A 23,738-nucleotide genomic window follows, 5' to 3' on the forward strand; every position below is an offset into this window, starting at 1 on the left:
GAGCGGTGTTCAAGCCGAGCCGCGACCGGGGCTTTAGATCACGAAAGGAATGCACATGCTAGGCGGCATCATTCCTGTTTCACGTTGGCATGCGCTTGGTGGTCTATGATCGCCCTCCCCCATGCAGAGGCTTGGGGCTAGTTTTCCGGGGTTTGGGCTCAGATAGACGTAATTTACATTTCATCTGGTCGGCTTCGCGTCGCGCGTAGCGCTGCGCGGGTGGTTATCGGCGTCTAGCTAGGACGCGATTGGATAGTTCCGTCGGCGAGTATCCCAGCAGCCCGCCAACCGATCCCGGCCGGGTGTGAGGCTCGACGCTCGCGAGCCCGGTTCTGGTTCACCCTCAAGGCCGCCTCCAAAGCGCGCGCCTTGTTGTAGTATTTTTCGGACGTGCGGATCGAAGAATGGCCCAAGATCGTCATTATCAGGTCGATCTGTTCTGGCGCGCTGGTCGCAATCGTTGTCGCAGCAATATGGCGAAATGCATGAGGATGGATCGCCGTCCCAAACTCGACCTCCGTCCGCCGACACACCGTTTCATATATGGCCTGAGATGACATCTTGCGGCCGTGGCGCGATATCCAGAGAGCTTCGGTAGCTGGCCCACGAACGGCATATCGTGCAAGCAGTGCTGGTCTGTGAACCGTCAGATACTCGGCCAACGCCACATCCAACTGACCCGGCCAACGGCAAAAGATTTCCCGTCCGGATTTGGTCTCTTCGCCGGGGATACGGATCTGCCAGTGATCACCTTGCCTCTCCAATCCATTACCAATGGCCAGCGATGCAAGGTTGCGGCGCCGTAGCGGGCAGAAGATGAGCAACGCAATCATCAGCCCATCCCGAAACCGGAGCGAACCATAGCCGCCCGCATCTGGACCGTGGGCGCCCGTTACGGCGTCTTCCATCAAAGCGAACCCTAAATCCAGCACTTCGGCAGCGGGTCGCAGGATGTTTCGGATCTCCTTTTGGGGTTTGGCTTCGCGATGAACACGGTCGGCCGCGAGCCGGAGGATGGACCAGTCGTTATCTGGCTCGATCGCTCCCAAGGCTCTTGCAATCGAGCGGATCCGACCAGCGATCGTGTAGTCTGCAAGCCCCTGCTTTCTCATGGCTGAATGATAAACCCGCAAGACGTCAATGGTCGCCCGGTCCCCCGGCCGGAGCATGAGAAGGTACGGCTCCTCTCGACCTAGCCAGTTCAGCCAATGGCCATACCCATGCGCGATCCCTTCGATCGTGGCCGGCGCCAGCTCAGAAAGAGCGTTCGATCGAAGATCGAAGATGTCGCGGCCCTGAATGGCTTGTGTCCAACGCTCCCTATCAAAGGTTGGCCACTGCCAGAGCGGTAAAGAGCGGTTCTCAGGCGTCTGCTTCATCTGACACCCTGACGTAGGCTAACGCGGGCCTCGGCAAGGGTGTGATGGTATTGCGCATGGGCGGTATTGGACTGCGACTCTGCATAGTGCGTGCGGGTCACCTTGTCGGACCGATGCCCTAGGAACTGACGCGCCGTTTCCATATCTCCAGGGTGCGCGGCGAGATACATTTTGACTGCAAGGTGCCGGAACAAGTGCACATGCATGATCAGGCCGGTCTCCTCGCGCACGAATGCACAGATTGCCTGAGCGAAATGGGCCGTTGCCCGTTTTTGGCCAAAGCGGTTCGGAAACAAGAAGCTAGATCCAGCCGATGCGAGGCGAGGCCAATACAGAGCGAGATACTCATCCATCAGCGCGCTGGTGTCAGGCGGCATGGCCATTTCGAGGTCGTCTGGGCCCTTCATCTCCTCCGAGTCAATATGAAGATGGCGAACCTGGTGGCGTCCACGCCCGATCACAACAAAGTGCCGATCTATTTCCAAGGCGGTGAGATTGCTCCCTCGAAGCGCCGCGAAAAGTAGCATCTCGACCGCAAAAGCCAGCATCAGGCGACGCGGATCACTCTTATCGCGCCCCTCGTCCATACGCGCTTCAGCGAAGACCCTGTAGGGAAGGTTCAGCAGCGCCGCTCTATTGGCTGGCACATCGAACTGCCGCAGCCGCGCCAGGTTGCGCTCTGACATGCCAGTACGTTTGCTGAGCTTTTTGCTAAGCCGCTTGGCGCGCTCACGCAATTCAGCGGCGTGAGCACTGTTTTTCACGGTTTTGTCGGCAATAAGTGAAAGAAGCCAAACCATCTGCTCAAGTGATCGGCATATACCCTTCCGATCTTTTTGGACTCTGAAAGCTGAGATAGCATTTTCAGGGGTGACGAGAACCGACAGGCTTGTGAGACTTTCGATAGGAAAGCCGCTGCAAACCAGAAGGCTTGAGAGGAGGCGTAGCTGACGGCGCCGGAGCGAAATCGTCGTGGGAGCGGACTTATCCTTATAATCGTCCGCGAAAATATCATCCACCGCGTACGACGTCAGAAAGGACTCTACTTCGGCGACATAGCTAGCTGGGAAATCTGTCCAAGGCCGCGAGAAATAGCGTGCATGGCGCTTGAGGGGAATTGTCACTTGAGGCCAGCCTACAACAACACCGACAGCATCATTCCAACGGCGGACCGAGTTGCGAAACACGGCTTCGTGGCCCTCTTTCAAAGAGCGGTCACGCAGATAAATTTCGAACTGATCGAAGGTCGCTTCATTGACGTTCGTCGGCTGAACCGCATGGCGTGTGCAGTAGCTAGCAAACCGAGAAAGCCCCAGTTGGATAGGCTTCGCAGCTCCCTCAAGAAGGACAGACCATTCAGCGCTGTGGCCGCCGACGTCGCGACCAGGCTCAATTTCGATCCCGCTTTTTCGAAGGTGCGTGGTCACAAGGCTACGGATGCGCGTCCAGCGAGCAGGCGTCATCTTCGGCACCGCGGCAGGCACCGCATCTGCAATGAGTTTTCGAATAACCACCGGATCAGTCGGCACCTGCCCTGGAGCTTTACCAAAGACATCAGACATGCGGTTGAAGGCGCACTTTACCTGATCGGCATAGCGATGCGGCGGATCCTGCATATCAAGGCGAGCGATGACCTCCGCAAAGGTCCTGGGCGTATCCGTCGGATCGTCCAAATCAAAGGCGCGGACCCATCCGCGGCGGACTGACGCCTTCGTGGCGCGCGGAGCATCCGAGGCACGACGTAGAACAAGCATCGCATCAGCAGTTTCTGTAGTCATCATCCTATCTTTCTCCATTACGGATACGCGGACACGCGGCAGACCAACAATGGACGACGGAACGCGACAGCCCACGACAATAGCCAATACATTTATTGTATAATGGCGTCATATACTCAGCCATTGTTATGGCTATTGTTACTTATGCCGCCATGAATAAGCCTAATAGCGCCCCCATTGGTTGGCCTTTTCTGATTGCCACCACGCAGATCACGCTTCAATTTCGCCCTCTTTCGACAAATACACGATAGTCGGCGGCAGATATCCGGACGCTTTTGCCGAAGCGGTGGACGGGCAATTCGCCGGAAGCCATCCACCGCTCGATCGTTTTGATTGACACCTGGAGGCGTTGTGAAACTTCGGCTTTCGTCATCATCAGACCGAGGTTCGTTGGCACCCTCATCATGCGCGATCCCCGGATTGGGCCGGTACGAGAGATGCCTCAACGATCAGCGCAGTCTCGATCCAGGCATCAACTGCAGCGGTGTTCCAGGCACTGAATCGGCCGATCTTTACCGGAGGTGGAAAACGACCGGCTGCGATTTCGCGATAGATCCAAGACTTGCCCATGCCGGTCCGCATGAGAACCGAAGGCAACCGTTCGAGGCAGGGGGATTTGATGGCGTGATGCACGGGCTCAGGCTCCCCGTAGGAAATCTGCCTGGCCCATAAGAGGGCTTTACGACACGACCCAGCGTGAGTCGAAACGGTCATTGGCGCCCTCCGGCAGACGCTCTTGCGGCATCGAGTTGGGCATAAATCCAATCATCGACCGCAGCTGCGCTCCAACGCGAGGCGCCACCCACCTTGCATGGAGGTGGAAAGCGGCCGGCGGCGACCTGTTTGTAGAGCCAAGAGCGGCTCATGCCCGTGCGAGCGACAACGCTCGTCAGCCGCTCAAGGCGGAGGCTATCGACTGACATTAAGATGTCCCTTTTTAAATCGCCTACGCGGGTTGCGCAGACAGGACATCAGCATCGCGTCACGACCGCCGGAGCGGCCCGCTTTTCAGCACAAAAAAATCGCTTGGCGTTTCAAACGAGAGACAATAACGCCCGTCACGACTTAACGATTTCAGTGACTTATAAAATTCTTTGGGCGCCTTCTTCGGGCTTGCACTTTTTTCGCGGATCGGCCCGACTTACGCTCTGTGCAGCGATAGACAATCCCAAGCTTCGGCGTCCGCATCAGGACCAGACGGAACCTGCGACGACCGCGGCTAATCAGCAAGTGCGTCGATGGAACGAGGTTCATGACCGTCAATCCGTCGTCGGAAAGCGCGTGCAGAAGTCGCCCCAGTCCCTCATCAATGAGGCCCGCTTTTGGAGGAGGTCACCACGCTGGTAGGCGGCTTCCGCCTTGTCTTTCAGTTGATGCGCAAGGGCGTGCTCGATCACCTCCCGGGGGTAGTTTGTCGTTTCGCCAGCCCAATCTCTGAAAGTCGATCGAAACCCATGTTGGGTTATATCCGTATAACCCATACGCTTGAGTACGGCCGTCAATGACATGTCAGATAGCGGCCCTCCTCGAGGCGCCCCGAACACGTGAGGCTCCTTGTCGAAACGCGGCAGGATTCTCAGCAACTGGACCGCTTGAGGCGCGAGCGGGACCCGGTGCTCTTTACCCGCCTTCATACGGTCGGCTGGGATTGTCCAAATAGCGCCCTCCAGATCGAACTCATTCCACAGGGCCCCTCTGACCTCGCCGGACCGCGAAGCGCACAGGATGCTGAACTCGAGAGCACGGGCGCTAGCGCCAGGTCGCATTTGGAGGTCGCGGATCAGCTCAGCGACTTTGTTATAGGGCAGAGCTGCATGGTGAATGACGTCCTGCACACGTCGACGTGGAGGCAGAATTTTATCTAGGTGGCCACGCCATCGCGCTGGGTTGTCGCCATCCCGAAACCCTTGAACCCGAGCCCAGTCGAGGACCGCTTCAATCCGGCCCCGCAGACGACTGGCTGTCTCGGTTTTTGAGGTCCAGATCGGCTGTAAGATGGTAAGCACCGCACGCGTATCCACGTCGGCGACAGCACTCTCGCCAATCGTGGGATAGGCGTAGGTCTTCAAAGTCGCTGACCACTGAGCGGCGTGCTTCTTATTCTTCCAGCCTGCACGGTTCATTTCCACATAGGCCTCCACGCAGGATCCGAAGCTGGTTACAGGCTGCCGCTCTGCCTGATTCTGCAGTCTGGCGTGTTTCCGCTCCTCCACGGGATCAATGCCCCTCCGGATTTGCCGCCTTAAGTCGATTGCGGCATCGCGAGCCTCCGCGAGCGTCACTTCTGGAAACGGCCCCAAGCCTATATCGCAACGGCGTTCACCGACCGTTGCGCGCAGCACCCAAGCTCGACTTGCCCCCGCTATGCGCAAGTGCAAACCATCGACACCGCCAACTGCGTGGCGCCCTTCATCTCTGAGGCGGCTCACGGCCAGTGCAGACAACTCCTTGGCTTTGCGCGGCACGAGCCCTCCATCAAACCCACTTGTTGTCCCACATAGTATAGTGGATTTCAAGCGACAACCATGGTTGGGCGTGGACGTCTCACAATATTAAGCTATTGTTTTATATTCATATAAAACATTGAGAGATACTTTTGTGGACGTTGGTCAGGCAGACACCCTCTCCGCCATTCCGTCGGGAATAGCCTAAACTCAAAAGATCCAAGCCTCAGACGCCCGCTGATTCTGACCTTCTGGCATGCATCATTGCTCAGCGCGCGTGCGTCGCCGTGCTCTAAGGCAATCCCCTGCACCCGCTGACGGGGCCGCCGCTGATCGACAGGTTTTCTTAAATGGCGCCGTCAGTTGTGACGACATTCAGCCGTGCGCACGCCGCCCCGATGTTGAGGTCGAAGAGCACAACCGACGAAGACCCTCGCTCAGAACAACGCCACGCCCTCTTCCCCACGACACAAGAGCGAGAGCCATGGTGTCGGCGCTATTTCGGTATCCGAACCTGAAGCTCCGCCTTGGGAAAATCCAGGGCGAAGGCATCGAGGTTATTCAACAGGTCCGACCCGAGGATCAGCTCTGGCGTTTGCCCCCCCCTGGCGTCAGGTGCTTCGTCAGCAACGAAGATCAACGGCACGTTCTGGAAGTTGACCGGCCCCAAACGGATGCGGTTCACAGTTCCCTCTAGGACCGCCGTCCCATGGTCGGTCGCACCGCGGATCTCGCCCGCTGGCGCAAGGTGCGAATCGGTCTCCGTCCAGCCGAGGGCCTTCAAGGCCCCTCCAGACGCCACGGAAACGGATGCGCCGGTATCGATCAAAGCGTTGAAGGTTACGCCGTCGATGTCGACCGGCACCTCAAGCAGGCCGCTGTCGTTGAGGCGGCCGGCGACGGAGACAAAGCCCGTCTTCGGGATACCGGAGGGTTCGATCGAAAGACGCTTTGCAGCGTTGTCGAAGACGACACGATCCTGGGTGAAAACCTCCATGCCGACGATGCCGCGCGCCTCGGTGACCGTCGCGTTCGGCAAGGCGATCATGCCGACGGCCGTCCTATCAAACAGGGCTGTCTTGAAATGATCGACGCCATAAAGCGCAGCCTGCTGCTGGCCAGCGACCCCGCCGACACCCATCTCCCCAATCGCCGGCAACCCCAGCTCGTCGATCAGCGCCGGCGTCAGAAGGCTGGTCTGCGCGGCGGTATCGACGACCATACGGAAGGGTCCCTTCCCATTGATCTCAGCCTCGATCGTCGGTCGGCCACGGCTGTCGCGGGTCAAGGCCGACTCCTTGGAAGCGAGCATGGGCGCCGCGGCTGCCGCGGCTTGCTGCCGTGGCTGCCCAGTGGTGGGCTGGGGCGCGTTGATGGCCAGGCCGGCGATCAGGATCAGAGCGTACATGTCAGTCTCCAGGACAGATCGCTCGATCTGTACTCGACCAAGCTGATCGGAAACTGGCGCCGTCATTTCGCCAGACTTGGTCTGCCTGTCGTCATGGCCGCGAGGACGCGTCGGGATCAAAGCGCAGCGCCACTTCGGCGCCCCCGCCCGGCGCCTCTCCGATCTCCACCGCGCCCTCGTGCCGATCGACCACAGCTTTCACGATCGCAAGCCCCAAACCGTAACCGCTACGTCCCGTCGAAAAGCGGGTGAACGGTTCGAACAGCGTCTTGATTTGTTCGGCGGGAATACCGGGCCCCTGGTCGCGCACCCTGACCCAGCCATCCTTGTCCAGCCGCACCACGACCCGCTGTCCCTCAGCCGAAAACGACAGGGCGTTGTCGATCACATTGCCGATCGCGGTCTCGACCAGGCCCGGATCGGCCCAGAGGGTGTAGCGCGTCACTTCGCGTTCGAAAACGAGATCGAGACCGCGACGGGCCGCGACGACTTCGCGCTCGCCAACCGCCTTCCCCGTCAGCGTGACCAGATCGGATTCTTTCAGCGGTTCCGGCGCCTCGCCGATCGTCATCAGCTTGAGCAACTGGTTGGCCAGGTCAGTCAGACGACGAACGTCGGAGATCAGCTTCTCCTTCAGCCGTCCGTCGTCCATGATTTCGAGACGGGTGCGCAGCACCGTGAGAGGGGTGCGCATCTCGTGGGCGGCGGCCGACAGGAAGAAGCGCTGTCGACGCTGGGCCTCATCAACCCGCACGATCATCTGGTTGAGCGCCGATACAAGGGGCGCGACCTCCAGGGGGAGGCCTTTCTCCGGGAAGAGGTCGCTCAGATTGTCGGGATCGAGATCGCGCGCCATGGCGGCGACCCTGCGAATGCGCAGAACGTTCGCCAGGAGGATGATTGCGAAAACGACGAACGCCGCCCCGACGGTGAAGAGGAAGATGCCCCCGTAACTCCAGATGAATTTGCTGTAGAGCCGAACCGATCCGCTGGCCGCCGTGGTCGTCGCATGTTCGATCCCAGCGTACTCGTAGTAGCTGGCCTGACCTCCACATTCCGAATAGGCGAGAAAGCTGCGTCCCGGTCCGCCAGGGTCGTCGTTCGTGCTGGTCAGGCACAGGCCTGAATAGGCCTTCGTCAAATCCTGCTTTTGCAGCCTGTCGAACGCCAGGCTGATGAAGAAGGGCGTCCCTTCACCCGAGCGAAACTCACGCCCACGGACCTTTATGAAATACCGAAACTGCGGATTGTGCGCCTTGATGTCGCGCAAGACAGGATCAGCGGCGAGGTCGCCGCCTGCGCCCGGGCGCTCGCGTTCGGCGAAGGCGAACCGGCTGAGGACCTGAGAGGCGTTAGATGCCGTGATCTGCACGGGATCGGCGACGCCGGAGGGTTCGACGGACAGCAGGGGGCGCAGCGTGAAGAAGTAGACGCCAAACCCCACGAACAGAATGGTGATGAGCGCCAGTTGCCCGAACATGGACCGGTGCAGACTTCGTAACGCCAGACCCAACCCGTCCTCCTCGCCCTTGAGCGCTCATGCCTCATCCTAGCCGATGCCCGCGAGGGTCAAAACAGCACGCTTACAGGGGCGTGGGCCTCAGTCGGCCGCGAGACCCTCGAAGCGATTTCCGGCAGAGCTGGCGGCCTGCCGCTTGACCAACTGCGCGAGGTCCCTTCGAATCCGTTCAGCAGCCGGCCTGTCTGAGAATGTCGCCAACGTCTCTGCGAAGGCGTCAGAATCCAGTGGCGGGTCACCTGGATCGACGGAGTCGCGATCGGCGGGATACAGACTTTGCAGCAGCGCAGCCTGCATCAGTTCTGCGGCGATAGCATTCTCACCGGCGCGTCCATAGGCGCGTGCAGCCGCTAATCTCAGGCCAGCGGATGGCGTCGACAAGAACCGCAACTGTCGGGTCAACCCCGCCAGGCGCTCTTCATTCAGCGCCACCGGAGCCTTGCGTTCGAGCGCCAGGAAGAGCGCCAGGTCATTGACGCCGATCGGCGGTCCCAACAGTCGGCCGGCAAGCGCGTCGAGCCGCGCCTGTCCCGCGCCCTGGCTCCAAAGACCGTCTGCAATCCTGTCATAAAGTCGCATCTGCCGCGCCTGCATGGCTCCCGACAGGCTCGAGAGCTCGGCTTCGACCTCTGCCGTGACGGCGGGATCGTCGGTCAAGGCCGCCAGAACCGGCGCGGCATAACCGGCGGCTGTCGGATCCGCCAGACTGTCGATCAAGGCCTGACGATCGGCCGTGTCGCCCTCCTCGCGTCCGCGTGGCGACGTGGAGCGCCATAGACTGCGGAGAGCGTCGGCTCTCGCCGCACCCTGTATCTGCGGCTCAACCAGTCGATCAAGCGGCCGAGCGGCCGCCGAGGCCATACGCTTTGGCTCTTGAACAGCGAGGGCGACGACAGCTGGCGCTTGCGCAAACCGTTGCCTATAGGCGGCCCAGACCGGCTCGAAGGCGCTCAGCAGATCGACTTCGCCGCGGCGCGGAGCTGCAGCTCGGGTGACGAGTTGACCGATCCATTCGGGATCATCCAGATCGACGCTCGACGCTTGCGCCACGCGCGCCGCGTCGGCGGGATTGTCTGTCAGACGGTAGGCTAGGCCCAGCAGGGTGGCGAGCACCTGATCCTCTGATCGGCTCGCGGCGTACGGGGCTGCGCTCGCGACAAAGGCGGGAAAATCGCCGGCCTTGGCCTGGATCAACAGCAAGCCCGCGATACAGGCGCCGTTCTCGGGCTCGACGGAGACCAGTTTGGCGTAGGCGGCGGCGACCTTGGGATTGACCGGCGTCTTGGCAGCTTCGCCTTGCAAGAAGCGTCTTTGGAAGCGAGCCGTCTCGTCACGACTTAGCCGGGGCGCCGATAGGAAGGCGTCAAATGCCGCCTGACGCTCGACCTCGAACTTCTGCGTCAGTAGTCCCGCGAGACTTAATGGCGGCGTTTCCATCGCCTCTTGCAGAGCGGTCAAGGCTTCGAACGCCCGGGCGCGATCACCAGCAAACCAAGCTGTCAGAACCTCCGGCAGACGCGCGCTGTCGGCGTAGCGCGCCGCGACGACCCGCGCGCCTGCTATCAAGACCTCCTGGTTGGCGGGCGGCGCATCCAACCGCAAAAGCAACTCCACAAAGCCGGCGCCGGTGTCAGCCGCCGCCGACCGTTCAGCGCTGATGTCCCGGATCAAGACGGCTTGCAGCCGAGCCCTTTGCGCCGGGGTGATCGAGGCGTCGAGCAGATAGCCGGCGATGGCCTTCTGCAGCCCCGAGGCCGCACCCGTCTGCTCGAGACGCTCAACGAGCGCATCGTAGAGATCAATGAGCCGATCCGGCTCGAACCGTTGCGTCATCACCTGCAGGGGCGTCGGACCGCCGTCCCGCCGGCCCGCCGCCCCCGCCACGGGAAGCGGATCATTACCGCGCGAAACCAGCAGTTGGATGAGGACTTCATCCGAAAGCAGGCGACGACCTGCAGCGGCCTCCAGCTTGGCGAACCTGGCGGGATCGATGCGATAGACGTCGTAAAGAGCCAGATCGTTGAACGATGTCTGCGCCAGCGGTGCCAGAATGTCCTCGCGCACGATCTCTGGACGGTCGACGTCGGCCGCCTTGAGCAGAAGCGAGACCAACATAGGCGGCTGGCCTTCGATCACGCCCTTTTCACGTTGGGCTCGCCAGGGCGTGTCCGCCGCGATCGCCTCGTCGGTCAGGGCACGAATACGGACGCGGTCCCGGGCTTCGAAGGCCAAGGCCAGACCCAGATCGAAATCGCCGCTCGCCTCTGACTGGCGCCGCAGATCTGCGATGGGCCAGTCAGCTCCCGCCGCTGGGGACGCCTGAGGCGCCGGAGCCGGCAGATCGGCCAACGCGTTCCGTGCATCAGTATCTTTCGCAAAGGGGGCGAGGAGCGATGTCTGCAGTTCGCCCAGATCGGCCTCGCCTAGGAAGGTAGCCAGCCGCTGGTTGATGCTGACGATCAGCGCGAGCCTGGGATAATCGGCCAGCTTGGCCGCCCCGCCCGATGCGGCCGATTGCGGCGGCAGCGCTGCAGAGGACGCGGTCCGGCGCCAGGCGGCCAAACGCTCTGGGGTCTCATCGGCAGGCCACGTCAACAGCGCGCCTTCGATCAGCGTCGGCGCGTACTGAGCGGCATCGAGCGCCTTCAGGGCGTCGCTGGCGCTTTGCGTCGGCTGCCGCTGCACAAGGGCGTTTAGACCGCGCCAATAGAGGGCGCCGGCTTCCGATTTCTGGCCCGACTGTTCCAGCAGGACAGCAGTGCGGGCGATCAGATCGAGATTGTCCTGATCCTGCAAAAGCGCCACGCGGTAGCTGGCCAGGGCCTCGCGTGTCATTCCAGCCTCGGCATAGGCCTCGCCTCGCAAGGCGTCCACGTTCACCAGTCCGCCGATGTCGCCCATCAATGCAAACGCCCGCTCGGCGCCGGCGACATCGCCTTCCTTCAGGAAGGTCTCCGCGAGGTCGGCGTAAACCTCCGGCGGATAGGGTTTACGCATCGCCACAAGGCGGCGGCCGTAGACCGCCTTGCGCGCCGGGTCGCCTGCCGCCGATTCACTGTCGGACGTCAGACTGATCAGTTGACGCAGGACCGCCGGCTTCTGATCGCCCGCGACCGCCAGCGAGGACTGGAGGGCGCGCAACTGTAGTTCAGGATCGCCGCGCCCTTGGCCTATATCGCCGACCAGCGATGACAGCCGGACATCATCTCCATCCTGCAGCATACGCTCCAGCGCTGCGCGCCTCGCCCACCCCAGGCGGGCTTGCGTTAGATCGGCCGGGACTGGGTCGCTGTCTGCGTCGCCGGCGGACAGCACGTCCAGAAGGCCATTCAAGGCGGCCATGAACGCGGCGGCGCCCGGGGCCGCCTCCGCTTTGAACTGAAGCAGACTGGCGGCCTGCGCCGCCTGTCCTTCCGTCTTCATCGCCGAGGTGTATTCCAGCAGCGCGTCGACGTCTCCCGGGGCTAGCGCGAGAGCGCGTCTGTGTTCGGCCAGCGCCTCGGCGCGTCGGTATCCCGATGTATAAATCGACGCCGCGAACCGCGCGGCTTCGACATCGTCGAGTTGGCCGGCGGCGCGCATCCGCGTCATCAGTTCATCCACGCGACGATTGCGATCCGCCTCGCTCTCGGCGGGGTCCGGGAAACGCAGCAGATTGATGATCAGCCGGCGCAGATAGGCGTCCGCGTTGGCGGGATCGGAATCGGCCAAGAGGGCCAGGCTTGCGTTGAGACCGGCGTAGTTCCTGAGCCGCGCCTGAACCGCCGCCAGTTGCTCCAGGGTCCGAACTTCTCCTGACCGCGAACGCTCAGCATAGCGGCGAACCGCGCGCTCAGCCCCCGCGCCGTCCTGCTGCGCGATGCGGATTTCGACCAGCAGGCTCACCTCGCCCTGATCCGCAGCGCCCGAGGTGATCCGCCCTTCGAGTTCGGCGGCAATCGTCTCCAACTGACCCGTTTGCCGGGCGGCGCGAATGATCTGTCGTTGCAGAAAGACCTTGCGCGCGGGCAGCTGGGTGCGGGCCCACAGCACCCGCCAACGTCTCAACGCTTCCGCAGGCTGGCCGGCAGCGAAGGCCAGGTCCGCGATATGGGCCTGTTGATCGTCGTCCAGCGCGCCGCCTCGCGACTCCGCGCCCAGCAGGGTTTCGAGCGCCAGATCCTGGCGACCCAGCCGCTCGTAATCTTCCGCCACGGCGACAAGGAGGGCCGTATCGCGCGGCGCGGCCGCCGAAAGAGCACGAAGGCCCGCCTCGGCCTCAGCCTCGCGACCCTGATCTATGGCGGTCTCGACTTCGAAGCGACGGATCGCGGCGGTCACCGCCGGCGACGAGCCGGCGTCACCCAGGATACGGGTCGCCTGCTCCCCCATCCCCATGGCGATCATCTTGCGCGCCGTCTCGATCTGCACATCAGCGTCGGCGCGATTAGCGACAGCGAGACCGCGATAGACCTCAACCGCCTCGTCCGCCTTGCCCTGTTCCAGATAAAGGGCGGCCAAGCCATCGGCCCAACGGGGGTCGGCGGGCTGAGCCGCAATCAGGCGGCGATATTCGGCCTCGACTTCCGCCGTGCGATCCGCCGTCTTCAGCACGCTGAGCAACCGCTCGCGCAGAGCGCCGTTCCCGCTCTGCCGAACCAGGGCGACTGCATCGTCGTAGCGTCGCAGCTCCAAAAGCACATCGAGGCGAGCCTGATCCACGTCCGCCCCACGCGGTTTCTGCGCCAGAAACACCTCGGCGCCCGCGAGCTGATTCGCTGTCCGATAGGCTTCCACTAAGAGGGCCAGGGCGTAGAGCCGATCTTCGGTGGTCACGGCGGCCTCGGCAGCACGCCAGGCTGAAGCGGCGGCCGCATCCGGCGTACCTTGGCTGATGGCCCAATCCGCCAGGCGCACCCCATCGCTGTACCGCGCGCTGGCTTCCGTCTGCGGGCGATAGAGCGCCGCGGCATCGCCGGGTCGCCCAAGCAGCGCGAGAACCGCCGCCGCCCGGTTCGCCATGACCGCGTCACCCGATCCCGCAAGCTGAGACAGGGCCTCCGGCTTACGTCCCGTCACTCCAATGATCGCCAGGCGACGGTCGAGCAAGGCGCGCTCTTGCGGGTCCTCAGATTGCGCCCGCGCCCGTTCATACCAGACCGAAGCCGCCCCGGCCTGGTTCTGAATGTCCAGCAACTGACCTCGCAGGAGCAGCGCGTCCGTGGACTGACAGTGATCGAGCGCATCTGAGACGGTGTCGGTCGCGGCATCGACATCGCCGTCACGCCATTCCAGCACCGCTTTCAAAACGCCGACCCGACAGGCGCGCTCTGAATCGGCGCCGACCGACAGCTCATCCAGTCGTCCATAGACGGCGCTCAATTCGTTCGCGAGCACGGCGCGGGCGTACAGGCTATCCGCCGCAGCGAAGTCGAGCCGCGCGCCGGACAGGGCGCTGTCGATCATCGCGCGTGAACCGACGCCGTTCGGGGTCGGCGGCGTCGAAATCTCGCCGCCCGGCGCCGTTTGCGCCATTGCCGACGCGACGCCGGCGCCGGCCAAACTAAGGCCGAGGGCGAGAAACAGGGAGCGTGATCGCAAGGTCATGATCTCGATCTCAAACGGCGATCCGCCGAGGCGGCCAGCGACGATAGACGATGTCGGCGACATAGAGGGCCAAAGCCAACCAACAGAGCCAGCCCCAAAGGTCCAGCGCCGAGGCGGGCGGACGTGCCGGCGAGAGGGCGACGGCGCTGATGCGAGACGGATTTTGGATCACCGTCCCGCCCGTCAGACGCGCGAGTTCATCCAGTGGCAGGCCGTCGGCCTCGGAGACCGGGCGGTCGGACTGACCGCCGGAAACGGCCGGCAGCGCCGCTCGGGACACGCCGCGTCCGTCGCGAACCTCGGCGAGCACCGCAGACTTCGTCGGCGCAGGGCCTTCCGCCGTAAACAGAACCGGCGCCCGTTCGACTGTCGAAAGCGCGGGACCAGCTTGGCCTGCGGCGTCCATCAACCGGATCTGCGGCGCGTCGGCGCCGGCGCTGCGGACACGCTGCGCCACGATCTTGACCCGGTCGCCGACGCGGCCGAGACGGACATCCCAGTCGGGTCGCGGGTCGGCCGTGCGGGCGATCAGGCCTTGCATCCAGTCGCCGTAGCCGGACCAGTTGCGCCAACGGGCGGTTCCCTGCCCCACAGGCTCGGTCATCAGCGCCGTCACACGCCCGGCGCCCCATTGCCAGGACGCCAGAACCGGCTCGCCGGTCGTCGTGCGGATCAGGGTCTGCGCCAACGGCTTTACGCCCGCCTGGGTGTAGCCGTCCAACTGCCTGGGCGGGGCCGCCGCCAACTCACCCCAACCGAAAGATGGGGCGGATGCGGCCAGGGCGAAACCTCCGCGCTTAACGCCCGGCTGAGGCTTCTGCTGCGGCTGTTTGAAGTTGATCTCGACAAGGTTGAACTCGTCCCCAACGACATAGAACCGACCCCGCCCCAGCCGCGCCCACTGCGCCATCCGGGCTTGGCCCTCGACGCTGCCGCCGACCAGCACGGTCGATACAGTGACCTGGTCCTCGGCGATGTGTCGGATCAGTTGGGGATAGCGGTCGGCGTTCACCCCAGCATCCGAGATCACCAGGATATGGCGATAGCGGGCCTGGGTGTTCTGAAGCCCATAATAGGCTTCCTGCAGGGCGCCGAAGAGATGTTCGCTTCCGCCCTGGGCCTGGACCCGACCGATGGCGCGCTCGATCTCAGGAACATCTCGCGCAGGCTGCATCGGCGCGACCCATTGGCGACCGCCGTAGAACTCGACCACGCCGACGCTGTCTGCCGGCGTGAGTTTGCGCACCGCCAGGCGCGCGACCTGCTTGCCCAGATCAAGCGGCGCGCCAAGCATCGAGCCTGACGTGTCGATCACGACGGCGACGGCGACGCTGGGATCCTCGGTCTGCTCGTCCTGGCGGATGGTCACGGGCAAGGCGGCGGCGAGCGGCGTGCCGGCGTAACCGCCCGCGGCGAAGGCGCTGTCCCCACCGGACACCATCAGGCCGAGACCGCGAGAGCGGACCGCCTCGATCAACCGTTGCTGCGAAGGAACCGGCAGCGCAGACGCGGGCACATCATCCAACATGACCGCGCGGTAGGCCGACAGGTCGATGCCGCCCAAGGCCGCCGGCGCCCGGCTGTCGATGCGAAGACCCGGACCCGCAAGTCTCTGAAGCGCCGCCGCGCCGCCGGCCTGGCCTCCGTCGACATACAGGATGGGAAGCGGATCCTGCACGGCGGCCGCCGTCTCGAACTGGCTGGCGACAGCGCCGCCGCGTGTCAGCTCGATACGTAGCGGCATGAAGCCTGGTTGATCGAGGGGGATGGCCAGAGCCACGCTGGCAGGGCCGTCGAGGTCGATCGGTCCAGCCCCGCCGACCCGCCGATCGCCGCTGAACACCGAGATCGACAAATCCTGCCCGACGCCGTCCAGCCGCACCCGCGCCGAGACGCGCTCGCCGGCGCGGCCTGCAGGAATGGCGACGTCGGAGATGAAGGCGTCCCGGCGTCCAACGGTGACTGGCACGCTGTCCACGACCACGCCACGCGCCAACAGGGCATCGACGGAACGCCCCCAGACGCGATCGGCGCCCAGGCCAGAGCCGATCATCGTGACCCTGCCCTCTGAGCCGAGCGGGAAAGCTGCAAGCGCTAAATCAAGCGCATGAGAGATGCCACCCGTCTGGCCGCTTTCCGGCAAGGTGACGTGCCGCGCCGCCTTCAGGGCGAGAGGCGCGCCGCCCCGCTGGATGACAACGACGGGGCCGTTGCGTTCCACCCGCGCCACCACCGATTGGGCGGCCGAGGCGGCAAGCGCGCGAGACGCAGGCGAAAGCGCAGCGCCCTGATCCACGATGATCACCGACGTCGGACCGCCCCGACGCACAATCAGACTGGGTTGAGCCAGGGCCGCGACGAGCGCCACGAAGACGGTCGTACGAAGGGCAACGCGCACCCTGGAAGCCTTGCGCGCCCACCAGACGAATCCGGGGATCAGCAGCAGGAGCCAGCCCGCCTCAGGATGAAGAAAGGTCAGGTTCACGGCGCGGTTCTCAGGCCATCGCGCCGCGCTGATGCAGCCGCCACTCGAGCAACAACAGCAGACCGGCGATCACGACGAGCAGGATGAAAAGAAGATCGACAGCCGGACCCCGCACCGACGTCACGACGACATCGGAAGGCGCGGCGCTGGCGGCGTCCATCGTGATCTCGCGATCCGTCAAGGAGACGGCCAGGCGCAGGTCGCCGATCCGGGTCTCGCCCGCCTGGCTCAAATACAGGTCGCCGTTCAGGGCGCGTTCGGCGATCCGGCGATCGGAAGACAGGCCATAGAGGTCCGACTGATCAGTCAGATCGGTTCCGGCCTGGGCATAGGGAACCCAGGGGCCGGCATCCACCAGCCAGGACAGGGTGCGCGACACGAAGACGGGGAAGCTGGCGGCCGCCGGAAATCCACCGCCATCGTCGAACAGGGCCGACCAGACCGCCACGCTCCGCTGCTGGCCCGGCCGCGTTTCAGCCGAGACATCGCGCCGTGTCGTGCGGGCCAGCGCCTGGGTCTCGACGTCGGACATCCCAAGGGCGTCCAGCGCGCCGGACAGGTCCGGCTCAGGCTCGCCGACGCCATAGGTGAAGACAAAAGCGGGCTGATCGCCAGATTGGGTGACGACCAGGGCTGGGCGGTCCTCGCCGAACCGCTCGCCTGAACGCCGCACCACGACCTGGGCGTCCTGCGGCGCTGTGACAGAAAAGGCGGGATTGAGCCTCACGGCGCGCACGACGGCGGCGGGGGCGCCCGGCGACAAGGCGACGTTTACAGGGCGCTCGTCCGGCAGGCGCAAGCTGGCTTGGTCGTCCGCTGGGAAGGCGTCTGGGCGCGCCAGTCGGACGGTGAACAGAGCGCCGTCCGCGACCACGTCCCGAACGATCAGCCGTCCGTCGGGACGAGCTAGGGTTTCGACCCCGACATCGCGCCCATCGCGACTGAAACGCAGGGCGTCCGCCGGCAAGGGACGACCATCTGCGCCGGTCGCCTCAACCAGGATATCCGCACGAACGGCGTCGCCTGAGGCGGCGGGCGATGCGCCGAGTGCGACCACGCCGCGATTGTCCGGCGTCGGTGCGGCCAGATAGCCATAGACCAGACGCCGATCGGCAGATGGCGCGACTGTCCGCGCGCCCGACCAGGCGCCGTAATAGTGGATGACGGAAGGCCGACCCGACGACGCCGCGCCGTCCAACTCACGACCGGCGACGGCATGGGCAAAGCTGGAGGGCGCGGGCCGGGCCTTCACGTCTTCCAGCCGTTGACTGAGCAGGGCGAGGTTTTCGCCAGGCTGCAGCAGCGGCGTGGCGACCGCGCCGTCCAGATAGACGGCGCGGCGCGCGGGATCGGTGTTCCGGGCATCGGCGATCAGGGCGCGACGCGCCTGCGCCAGGTCGTCACGTCCCATCAGCACGGCCGAGGCGTCGAGGTAGAAGATGTGATCCGCTGCGTCTCGACCGGGCGTCATCTCGGGCCGTGCGCCGGCGATCCAGAGCAACAGGGCGATCGTCAGGATCAGCAGATAGGCCAACCAGCGCTGGAACCGCTGCCGAAACACTCGCAAGGGTGTGACCCTGGCCGCCTGCGCCCAAAGGCCGGCAGCGGCGATCCGCACAAGCTTCTGTCGCGCCTTCAGAATCTGCAAGGCGAACAGCAGGGCGGCGAGGCCGACGGCGCCGGCGATGACCGCCCACATCGGAAGGGACAGGAAACTCACAGCCTGACCCCGCCCTGGCCGAACAGGGCCGACAGTTGGTCGCGCACCGGCCGGTCGGCGTCGATCTGGACGAGACCCGCCCCCCGTGTCCGGGCGAAGTCCGACAGGACGTTGCTGAAGTGACGGTAGGCGGCCTTGTAGCGGGCCATCAGATCGGGCGTGACCGTAACCGAGGTCGGCTGGGCGTGTTCGCCGTCTTCAAGTAGGATGTCGCCGTTCAAATCCGGGTGACGCTCAGGATCGGCGTCATGAGCTTTGACGATCTGCACCAGCAGAAGCCGGTGCGGCAGTTGCTCCAGCCCGCGCACCACGGCCTCGACGCCCGCTTCATCGAAGAAGTCCGACACCACGATCACCAACCCCTGGCGCAAGCGAAGGCCGGCCAGGTGAGAGAGGGCCGCCGCCAGGCCTGTGCCTTGCAGCGCCGAATATCCCGCCAGGCTATGCGCTACGCGTGCGAGGTTGCCCTTTCCGGAGACCGCTCGAAACTCGATTTCCAGCTTGTCAGAGAAGGGGAAGAGGCCGACGGAATCGTGCTGGTCCAAGGCCACCGCCGCCAGGGCCAGGGTCGCCGCCTGGGCCGCATGAATGCGCGGCGGCTGTTCGACGAACAGGCTCCGCGACCGATCCACCAAGAAATAGACCGGCATGTCCTGGCTTTCTTCGAACACCCGCACGAACAGGCGTCCCAGGCGGCGATAGACGTTCCAGTCGATGGCACGCAGGTCGTCGCCTGCCACATAGGGTTTGAAGTCGGCGAACTCCGCGCCCTGTCCCCGCGCGTTGGTCCTTTGCTCGGCCAAACGGCCGCCCTTCTGGGCGCGAGATATCCGCAGCGAAAACGGACGAAGCGCCGCCAGAAAGGCTGGATCGAACAGCGCCTCGAAGGTCAGGGGATCGGCGAGGCCAGCGACTGCGGCTGGCGCGGCGACGGCCGCGCGACGGTGAAAGAGCATCAGCGGCCGCCCGCGTTGCGCGCATTGAAGTAGTCGCGCGTGACACGCAGGTCTTGGGCGCTGGCGGCCAGCGGCGCTGTCCGTCGCGCCTCGCCCCGAGCGCTCCCACGATCCTGGGCCGACGCGCCACGCGCCGGCAGGGGCTGGGGCACGCCATCACGTGTGGTGGTGCTGACGCGGCCGGGACTCATCATCCCGCTGAGTTGATCCTGCATCGGGGTGGCCAGCATCAGGCTGGACACGCCGCGACCCTTTTTGGGACCAGTCTCGGCTCCGCTCTGACTGCCATTCTCGCCCTGCCCGCCGCCCTGCTCTCGGCTGGACTGGCCCTGATCGCCACGCCGGCTGCGCCCGGGCTGCTGCCCCTCGCCGCTCTGCGATGACCCGGAACCCTCCTGAGGCGGCTGAGGCCGGCTGGCCGACGGCGCGTTCTGGCGGGCGCCGGCGGACTGTCCGCCCGACGTGCGGGAGGTCGACGCGTCAGCTTCGATCTGGGCGCCGGCCACGCCTTGCGCCTCTTGCGCCTCATCGCGGGGTTGCTCGCCGTCAGAACCCTGAGCCGCGCCGGTGCGGGACGCGCTGGTTCCCGCTCCGCCCTGACCGCCGCGGCCCGCGCCTTCGCCGCTGGCGGCGGACTGGGACGGCGCCGCCGGACGCGCGGCGGCGCTTTGCGCCGGCGCGGCGGCGCCCCCCGACGGCGACAGGCGGGCGATCAGGCGCTGAAACGCGGCGATCAATCCAGCCCCGGGCTTGTCCTCACCGCTCCGAACGGCAGCGCCCGCGTCACGACCTGTTTCTGCAAAGGGAGCCGCTCCAGCCATCAACGGTGGATCGACCGAGGGATCGTCGGACACGGCGACGGCCGATCTTGGCGTCAGGTCGCTTCTCGCCGGGTTCGACGCTCCGCCGGCGGCGCCCGTTGCGAACTGAGGCATGACGAAGGCGGCGCCGAGGCACAGGAGGCCCGCGACCGGCCAAAGCCAGAGGCGTGAGCGGCCAAGCCTCAGCGCGCCTGCTTCATCGGCCAGCGGACTGTCCTGCGCCCGAGCCACCCACGGCGCCGCCTCCAGCAGGGCAGCATCATGAAAGGCGGTCCGGCGATCCAGCCGTTCAAACTCGTCGGACGTCTGCAGACGGTCGTTCAACCTCAGACGCTGATCGAGAAGCGCCAAGGCCGCAGTGCGGGACCGCGCAGTCGACTGATGCGCTTGAGCATAGGCCAGGCCTATCGCCACCACAGGAGGAACGACGACGGCGATGGCCGTTGCGATCAAGCTTGGCGCGACAAACGGAGCACTCAATACGAGCGCCGCAGGGCCGAGAAGCGAAGCGGGCGCGGCCCAGGCCAGCGCCGTTCCGAAAACCTGACGTCGACCCATGGTCGACAGCACGTTGCGGCCGCGCGTCTCGAGACGATCGAGGCGACGACGCAACCCATCATCGACGCCCTGGATCATCCGTTCCATTTCGACCCGCGCAAACTCATCAGAACTGTCACATAGGACCGTCAGCTTGCACCAACCTTACAGCCTGTGCGCTAGCGAGGGCCATTTTTCCTTGCGCTCCAAGGGCGAGGCTGTCGGACGTCAGGCTGGCGCAAGCTTCGTATGTTTGATGGCGGCCACGCGACTTCGGCGTGTGAGGATCGACCTTGAAGACCTTCGGAAAACCCATCGCCGGCGTCGTGCTGGCCGTCCTTTTGTCCTGCGGCGCCTCGAGCGTGGCGCTGGCCCAGGCGCGCCCCGAACTGGGCCAGGTCCGCATCCCCTACGAGACCTTCACCCTCCCGAACGGCCTGACGACCCTGGTCTACACCGATCACACCGCGCCCACGGTTTTTGTCGGCGTCTGGTACCGGATCGGCTCCAAGGACGAGCCCGTCGGAAAGACCGGCTTCGCCCATCTGTTCGAACATTTGATGTTCCAGCCGACGGTCAATCGTCCCACCGAATATTTCACGCCGCTGGAAGCCGTTGGAGCCACGGGCCTGAACGGCAGCACCACAACCGATTACACAAACTATATCCAGACGGTGCCCACCAACGCGCTAGACCGGGCTTTGTGGATGGAAGCGGACCGCATGGGCCATCTGACAGACGGGATGACGCAGGCGCTGCTCGACGAGCAGCGGGCCGTGGTGAAGAACGAGAAGCGCCAGAGCGAACTCGGCCCGGGTCGGGCGGCTGAGGCGCAGTTCCTCAAGAGCTACTACCCTGCCGGACACCCTTACGCCCATACGACCATCGGTTCGATGGAGGATTTGGACGCCGCCACCCTTGGCGACGTCAAGGCCTGGTTCGACGCCAACTACGGCGCCTCCAATGCCGTGCTGGTCCTTGCGGGCGACATCGACGCCGCGACGGCGCGCGAAAAGGTCGCCTTCTATTTCGGCGGCGTTCGCCAGGGCGAGCCGATCAGTCGACCGGATCGCTGGACTCCGTCGATGCCCGACATCCGGCGCGATATTGTCTATGAGAATATTCCGGCGGCCGTCATTTCGCGGACCTGGCCGCTCAGCAATGCGTCGCCGCGCGAAAACACGCTCTCGCAACTCGCAGCCCGTGCGATGGCGGCGGGGCGCGGCACGCCGCTGCACGACGCTCTGGTCGACAGGCTGAAAATCGCCGACGGCGTGTCCGCATCCGTCGGCGAAGGTCAACTGGCCAGCGCCTTCACCCTGTCCGTCGCCCTGAAGCCTGGCGTGACGCCGCAGGCCGCCGGCGAGGCCATCGATCGCGAACTGGCGGCCTTCTTCGCCGCTGGACCCGACCCAGATCGTCTGGAACAGGTCGTGACGGCCACCGACATCTCTCTCCTGAAAACGATGGAAAGCAGCGCAGCGATCGGCGCCTGGCTCGCCAACGGCGCCGTGACGCACGACGACCCTGTCTATTTCCTCAAGCAGCGCGAATGGATCAGCGATGTCGATCCGGACGCATTGGCGCGGCTGACGCAGAGCGTGCTCTCGCGGCCCTACTATGAGCTGGTCCAGCTTCCGACGCCGGTTCCTGTCGCCGCACCGTCCGGCGTAGCCGACCCCACGCGCATGCCCGATCCCGGCCCGGCGGACACGACGATCGCCTTCCCCGCCGTGGCCGAGGCGACGCTCGCCAACGGGCTCAAGATCGTTGTGGCCAATCGCCCTAATCTTCCGATCGTGAGCGCCAGCCTGCAGTTCTCAACCGGCGCGCTTGCCGAAGAGGCGTATGGACGTGGCACGGCCAATCGCGCCGTGGCCATGCTGACCAGCGGCTCGCGCCGCTACACCGTCGAACAGCTGCAGCGCGAGGCGACCAAGGCTGGCGTCAACATCGCCGCCGGTGCTGAAAGTCGGCAGAGCGCCGTGAGTTGGACCATGCTCGCCGCGCGCCTGGACGACGGCTTCAGGTTTGTTTCCGAGGTGGTGCGGCACCCCACCTACCCTCAGACCGAGATCGACAAGGCGTTAGATCAAGTCGCCCCCCAGTTCGACGCCTATGAGCGCAATCCGCTCCAGGCGGCCGGCCCAATCTATTCTCGAGCGATATGGGGCGAAGACCATCCTCTCGGTCGTATCGGCACGCGCGAAGACGCCAAGGCCGTGTCACGCGACGATATCCAAGCTTTCCACGATCGCGAGATCGGCCCGAACAACGCCACCCTCTATATCGTTGGCGACATCACACTCGAGCAGGCTAAGTCGCTGGCGCAGTCATATTTCGGCGACTGGCGACGCATCACCCCGACACCTCTCAACGAGCGAGGCGCGGCGACCGGCGTCCCAGGTCGCATCATCCTGGTTGACGCGCCTGGTGCAGCTCAGACGAGCCTGACGGTGGGCGAGCTGACCACGCCGTTCGTCGCGGAACAGGCGGCGGCGTCCCTAGCGGACTCCATCCTGGGCGCCGCCTTCAACAGCCGGCTGAATATGAATCTGCGCGAGGAGAAGGGGTGGACCTACGGCTTCACCGGCGGCGTGGCCGACACGCCCGTTGGCCCACGCACCTTCACCGCCTCAGGCACGGTCGAGGCCGGCCGGACGGCCGACGCGATGGCGGAGATCCGCAAGGAGATCGCCGCCTATGTCGCCGACAGGCCGGCCACGGCCGAAGAGTTGGAACGGGATCGCACCGCGCGGACGCTTGCCCTGCCCTCGGCCTTTTCCGGCAACGGCGCCTTCCTTGCGGCGATGACCAGCGCGGCGGCGTATGGCCAGCCGTACGATCATGCAGCGTCTTCAGGCGCTCGTCTGACGGCGGTCACGCTCGATCAGGTCCAGGCTGTCGCCCGGCGGACCTACGATCCGGCCCGCCTGACCTGGGTCGTGGTGGGCGACCTGTCCAAGATCGAGACCTCCGTCCGCGCGCTCAACTATGGCCCTGTCGAGGTCTGGGACGTCTATGGCCACAAGGTCCGCTAATCGGCGGACCTCCTCAAAAAAAGCGCCGCGGGCCAAGCAGGATCCCGCGGCGCCCTTAAGCACC

The 23,738-nt window shown here is 64.7% G+C and carries 14 protein-coding genes; 1 reads left to right on the forward strand and 13 read right to left on the reverse strand.

Annotated elements, in window-relative coordinates; all coding sequences use genetic code 11:
* Positions 1 to 233: 233 nt before the first annotated feature.
* From O2K97_RS11520 to O2K97_RS11570, 13 genes are all read right to left on the reverse strand, one after another.
* Positions 234 to 1,379, reverse strand: a complete 1,146-nt coding sequence (locus O2K97_RS11520) for a tyrosine-type recombinase/integrase (protein WP_269219354.1) — start codon at positions 1,377 to 1,379, stop codon at positions 234 to 236.
* Entirely contained in the window at positions 1,376 to 3,160 is a 1,785-nt protein-coding gene (locus tag O2K97_RS11525) for a site-specific integrase (RefSeq protein WP_269219355.1), read from the reverse strand. The genes O2K97_RS11520 and O2K97_RS11525 overlap by 4 nt, the downstream gene beginning before the upstream one ends.
* A gap of 214 nt (positions 3,161 to 3,374) precedes the next feature.
* The gene (locus O2K97_RS15740) at positions 3,375 to 3,563 is read right to left on the reverse strand and encodes a helix-turn-helix domain-containing protein (RefSeq protein ID WP_185224818.1); all 189 of its coding nucleotides are present in this window, start codon (positions 3,561 to 3,563) and stop codon (positions 3,375 to 3,377) included.
* Positions 3,560 to 3,790, reverse strand: coding sequence for a helix-turn-helix transcriptional regulator (locus O2K97_RS11530; RefSeq protein ID WP_269219356.1), 231 nt, complete (start codon positions 3,788 to 3,790; stop codon positions 3,560 to 3,562). The genes O2K97_RS15740 and O2K97_RS11530 overlap by 4 nt, the downstream gene beginning before the upstream one ends.
* 77 nt (positions 3,791 to 3,867) lie before the next feature.
* Positions 3,868 to 4,080 carry a helix-turn-helix transcriptional regulator gene (locus O2K97_RS15745; RefSeq protein WP_371929758.1) on the reverse strand — a complete coding sequence of 71 codons (213 nt, stop codon included), beginning with the start codon at positions 4,078 to 4,080 and terminating at the stop codon, positions 3,868 to 3,870.
* Positions 4,081 to 4,416: 336 nt separating this feature from the next.
* Entirely contained in the window at positions 4,417 to 5,622 is a 1,206-nt protein-coding gene (locus O2K97_RS11535; RefSeq protein ID WP_185224815.1) for a tyrosine-type recombinase/integrase, read from the reverse strand.
* Between the two features lie 475 nt (positions 5,623 to 6,097).
* Positions 6,098 to 7,009 carry a retropepsin-like aspartic protease gene (locus tag O2K97_RS11540; protein WP_269219357.1) on the reverse strand — a complete coding sequence of 304 codons (912 nt, stop codon included), beginning with the start codon at positions 7,007 to 7,009 and terminating at the stop codon, positions 6,098 to 6,100.
* A gap of 91 nt (positions 7,010 to 7,100) precedes the next feature.
* On the reverse strand, positions 7,101 to 8,489 hold the full coding sequence (locus O2K97_RS11545; protein WP_269219358.1) for a sensor histidine kinase: 1,389 nt from the start codon (positions 8,487 to 8,489) through the stop codon (positions 7,101 to 7,103).
* 120 nt (positions 8,490 to 8,609) lie between these two features.
* Positions 8,610 to 14,114, reverse strand: coding sequence for a hypothetical protein (locus tag O2K97_RS11550; protein ID WP_269219359.1), 5,505 nt, complete (start codon positions 14,112 to 14,114; stop codon positions 8,610 to 8,612).
* A gap of 10 nt (positions 14,115 to 14,124) precedes the next feature.
* Entirely contained in the window at positions 14,125 to 16,599 is a 2,475-nt protein-coding gene (locus O2K97_RS11555; protein ID WP_269219360.1) for a VWA domain-containing protein, read from the reverse strand.
* A 10-nt stretch (positions 16,600 to 16,609) separates the two neighbouring features.
* Entirely contained in the window at positions 16,610 to 18,319 is a 1,710-nt protein-coding gene (locus O2K97_RS11560) for a hypothetical protein (RefSeq protein WP_269219361.1), read from the reverse strand.
* Positions 18,316 to 19,275, reverse strand: coding sequence for a DUF58 domain-containing protein (locus O2K97_RS11565; RefSeq protein ID WP_269219362.1), 960 nt, complete (start codon positions 19,273 to 19,275; stop codon positions 18,316 to 18,318). Before O2K97_RS11565 ends, O2K97_RS11560 begins: the two co-directional genes overlap by 4 nt.
* Entirely contained in the window at positions 19,275 to 20,732 is a 1,458-nt protein-coding gene (locus O2K97_RS11570) for a hypothetical protein (protein ID WP_269219363.1), read from the reverse strand. Before O2K97_RS11570 ends, O2K97_RS11565 begins: the two co-directional genes overlap by 1 nt.
* Positions 20,733 to 20,926: 194 nt before the next feature.
* Between O2K97_RS11570 and O2K97_RS11575 the strand changes: the two genes are divergently transcribed.
* A complete protein-coding gene (locus tag O2K97_RS11575; protein WP_269219364.1) occupies positions 20,927 to 23,674 on the forward strand; it encodes a M16 family metallopeptidase in 2,748 nt (915 codons plus the stop codon).
* Positions 23,675 to 23,738: the final 64 nt, after the last annotated feature.

The sequence above is a fragment of the Brevundimonas vesicularis genome (assembly GCF_027105095.1).
Lineage (GTDB): Bacteria > Pseudomonadota > Alphaproteobacteria > Caulobacterales > Caulobacteraceae > Brevundimonas > Brevundimonas vesicularis_E.

What these genes read in the sequence shown, in the direction of transcription:
- O2K97_RS11550 (WP_269219359.1), bottom strand. Translation starts at nt 14,114, where the DNA reads ATGACCTTGCGATCACGCTCCCTGTTTCTCGCCCTCGGCCTTAGTTTG.
- O2K97_RS11545 (WP_269219358.1), bottom strand. Translation starts at nt 8,489, where the DNA reads ATGTTCGGGCAACTGGCGCTCATCACCATTCTGTTCGTGGGGTTTGGC.
- O2K97_RS11540 (WP_269219357.1), bottom strand. Translation starts at nt 7,009, where the DNA reads ATGTACGCTCTGATCCTGATCGCCGGCCTGGCCATCAACGCGCCCCAG.
- O2K97_RS15745 (WP_371929758.1), bottom strand. Translation starts at nt 4,080, where the DNA reads ATGTCAGTCGATAGCCTCCGCCTTGAGCGGCTGACGAGCGTTGTCGCT.
- O2K97_RS11525 (WP_269219355.1), bottom strand. Translation starts at nt 3,160, where the DNA reads ATGATGACTACAGAAACTGCTGATGCGATGCTTGTTCTACGTCGTGCC.
- O2K97_RS11565 (WP_269219362.1), bottom strand. Translation starts at nt 19,275, where the DNA reads ATGCTCTTTCACCGTCGCGCGGCCGTCGCCGCGCCAGCCGCAGTCGCT.
- O2K97_RS15740 (WP_185224818.1), bottom strand. Translation starts at nt 3,563, where the DNA reads ATGATGAGGGTGCCAACGAACCTCGGTCTGATGATGACGAAAGCCGAA.
- O2K97_RS11570 (WP_269219363.1), bottom strand. Translation starts at nt 20,732, where the DNA reads ATGATCCAGGGCGTCGATGATGGGTTGCGTCGTCGCCTCGATCGTCTC.
- O2K97_RS11520 (WP_269219354.1), bottom strand. Translation starts at nt 1,379, where the DNA reads ATGAAGCAGACGCCTGAGAACCGCTCTTTACCGCTCTGGCAGTGGCCA.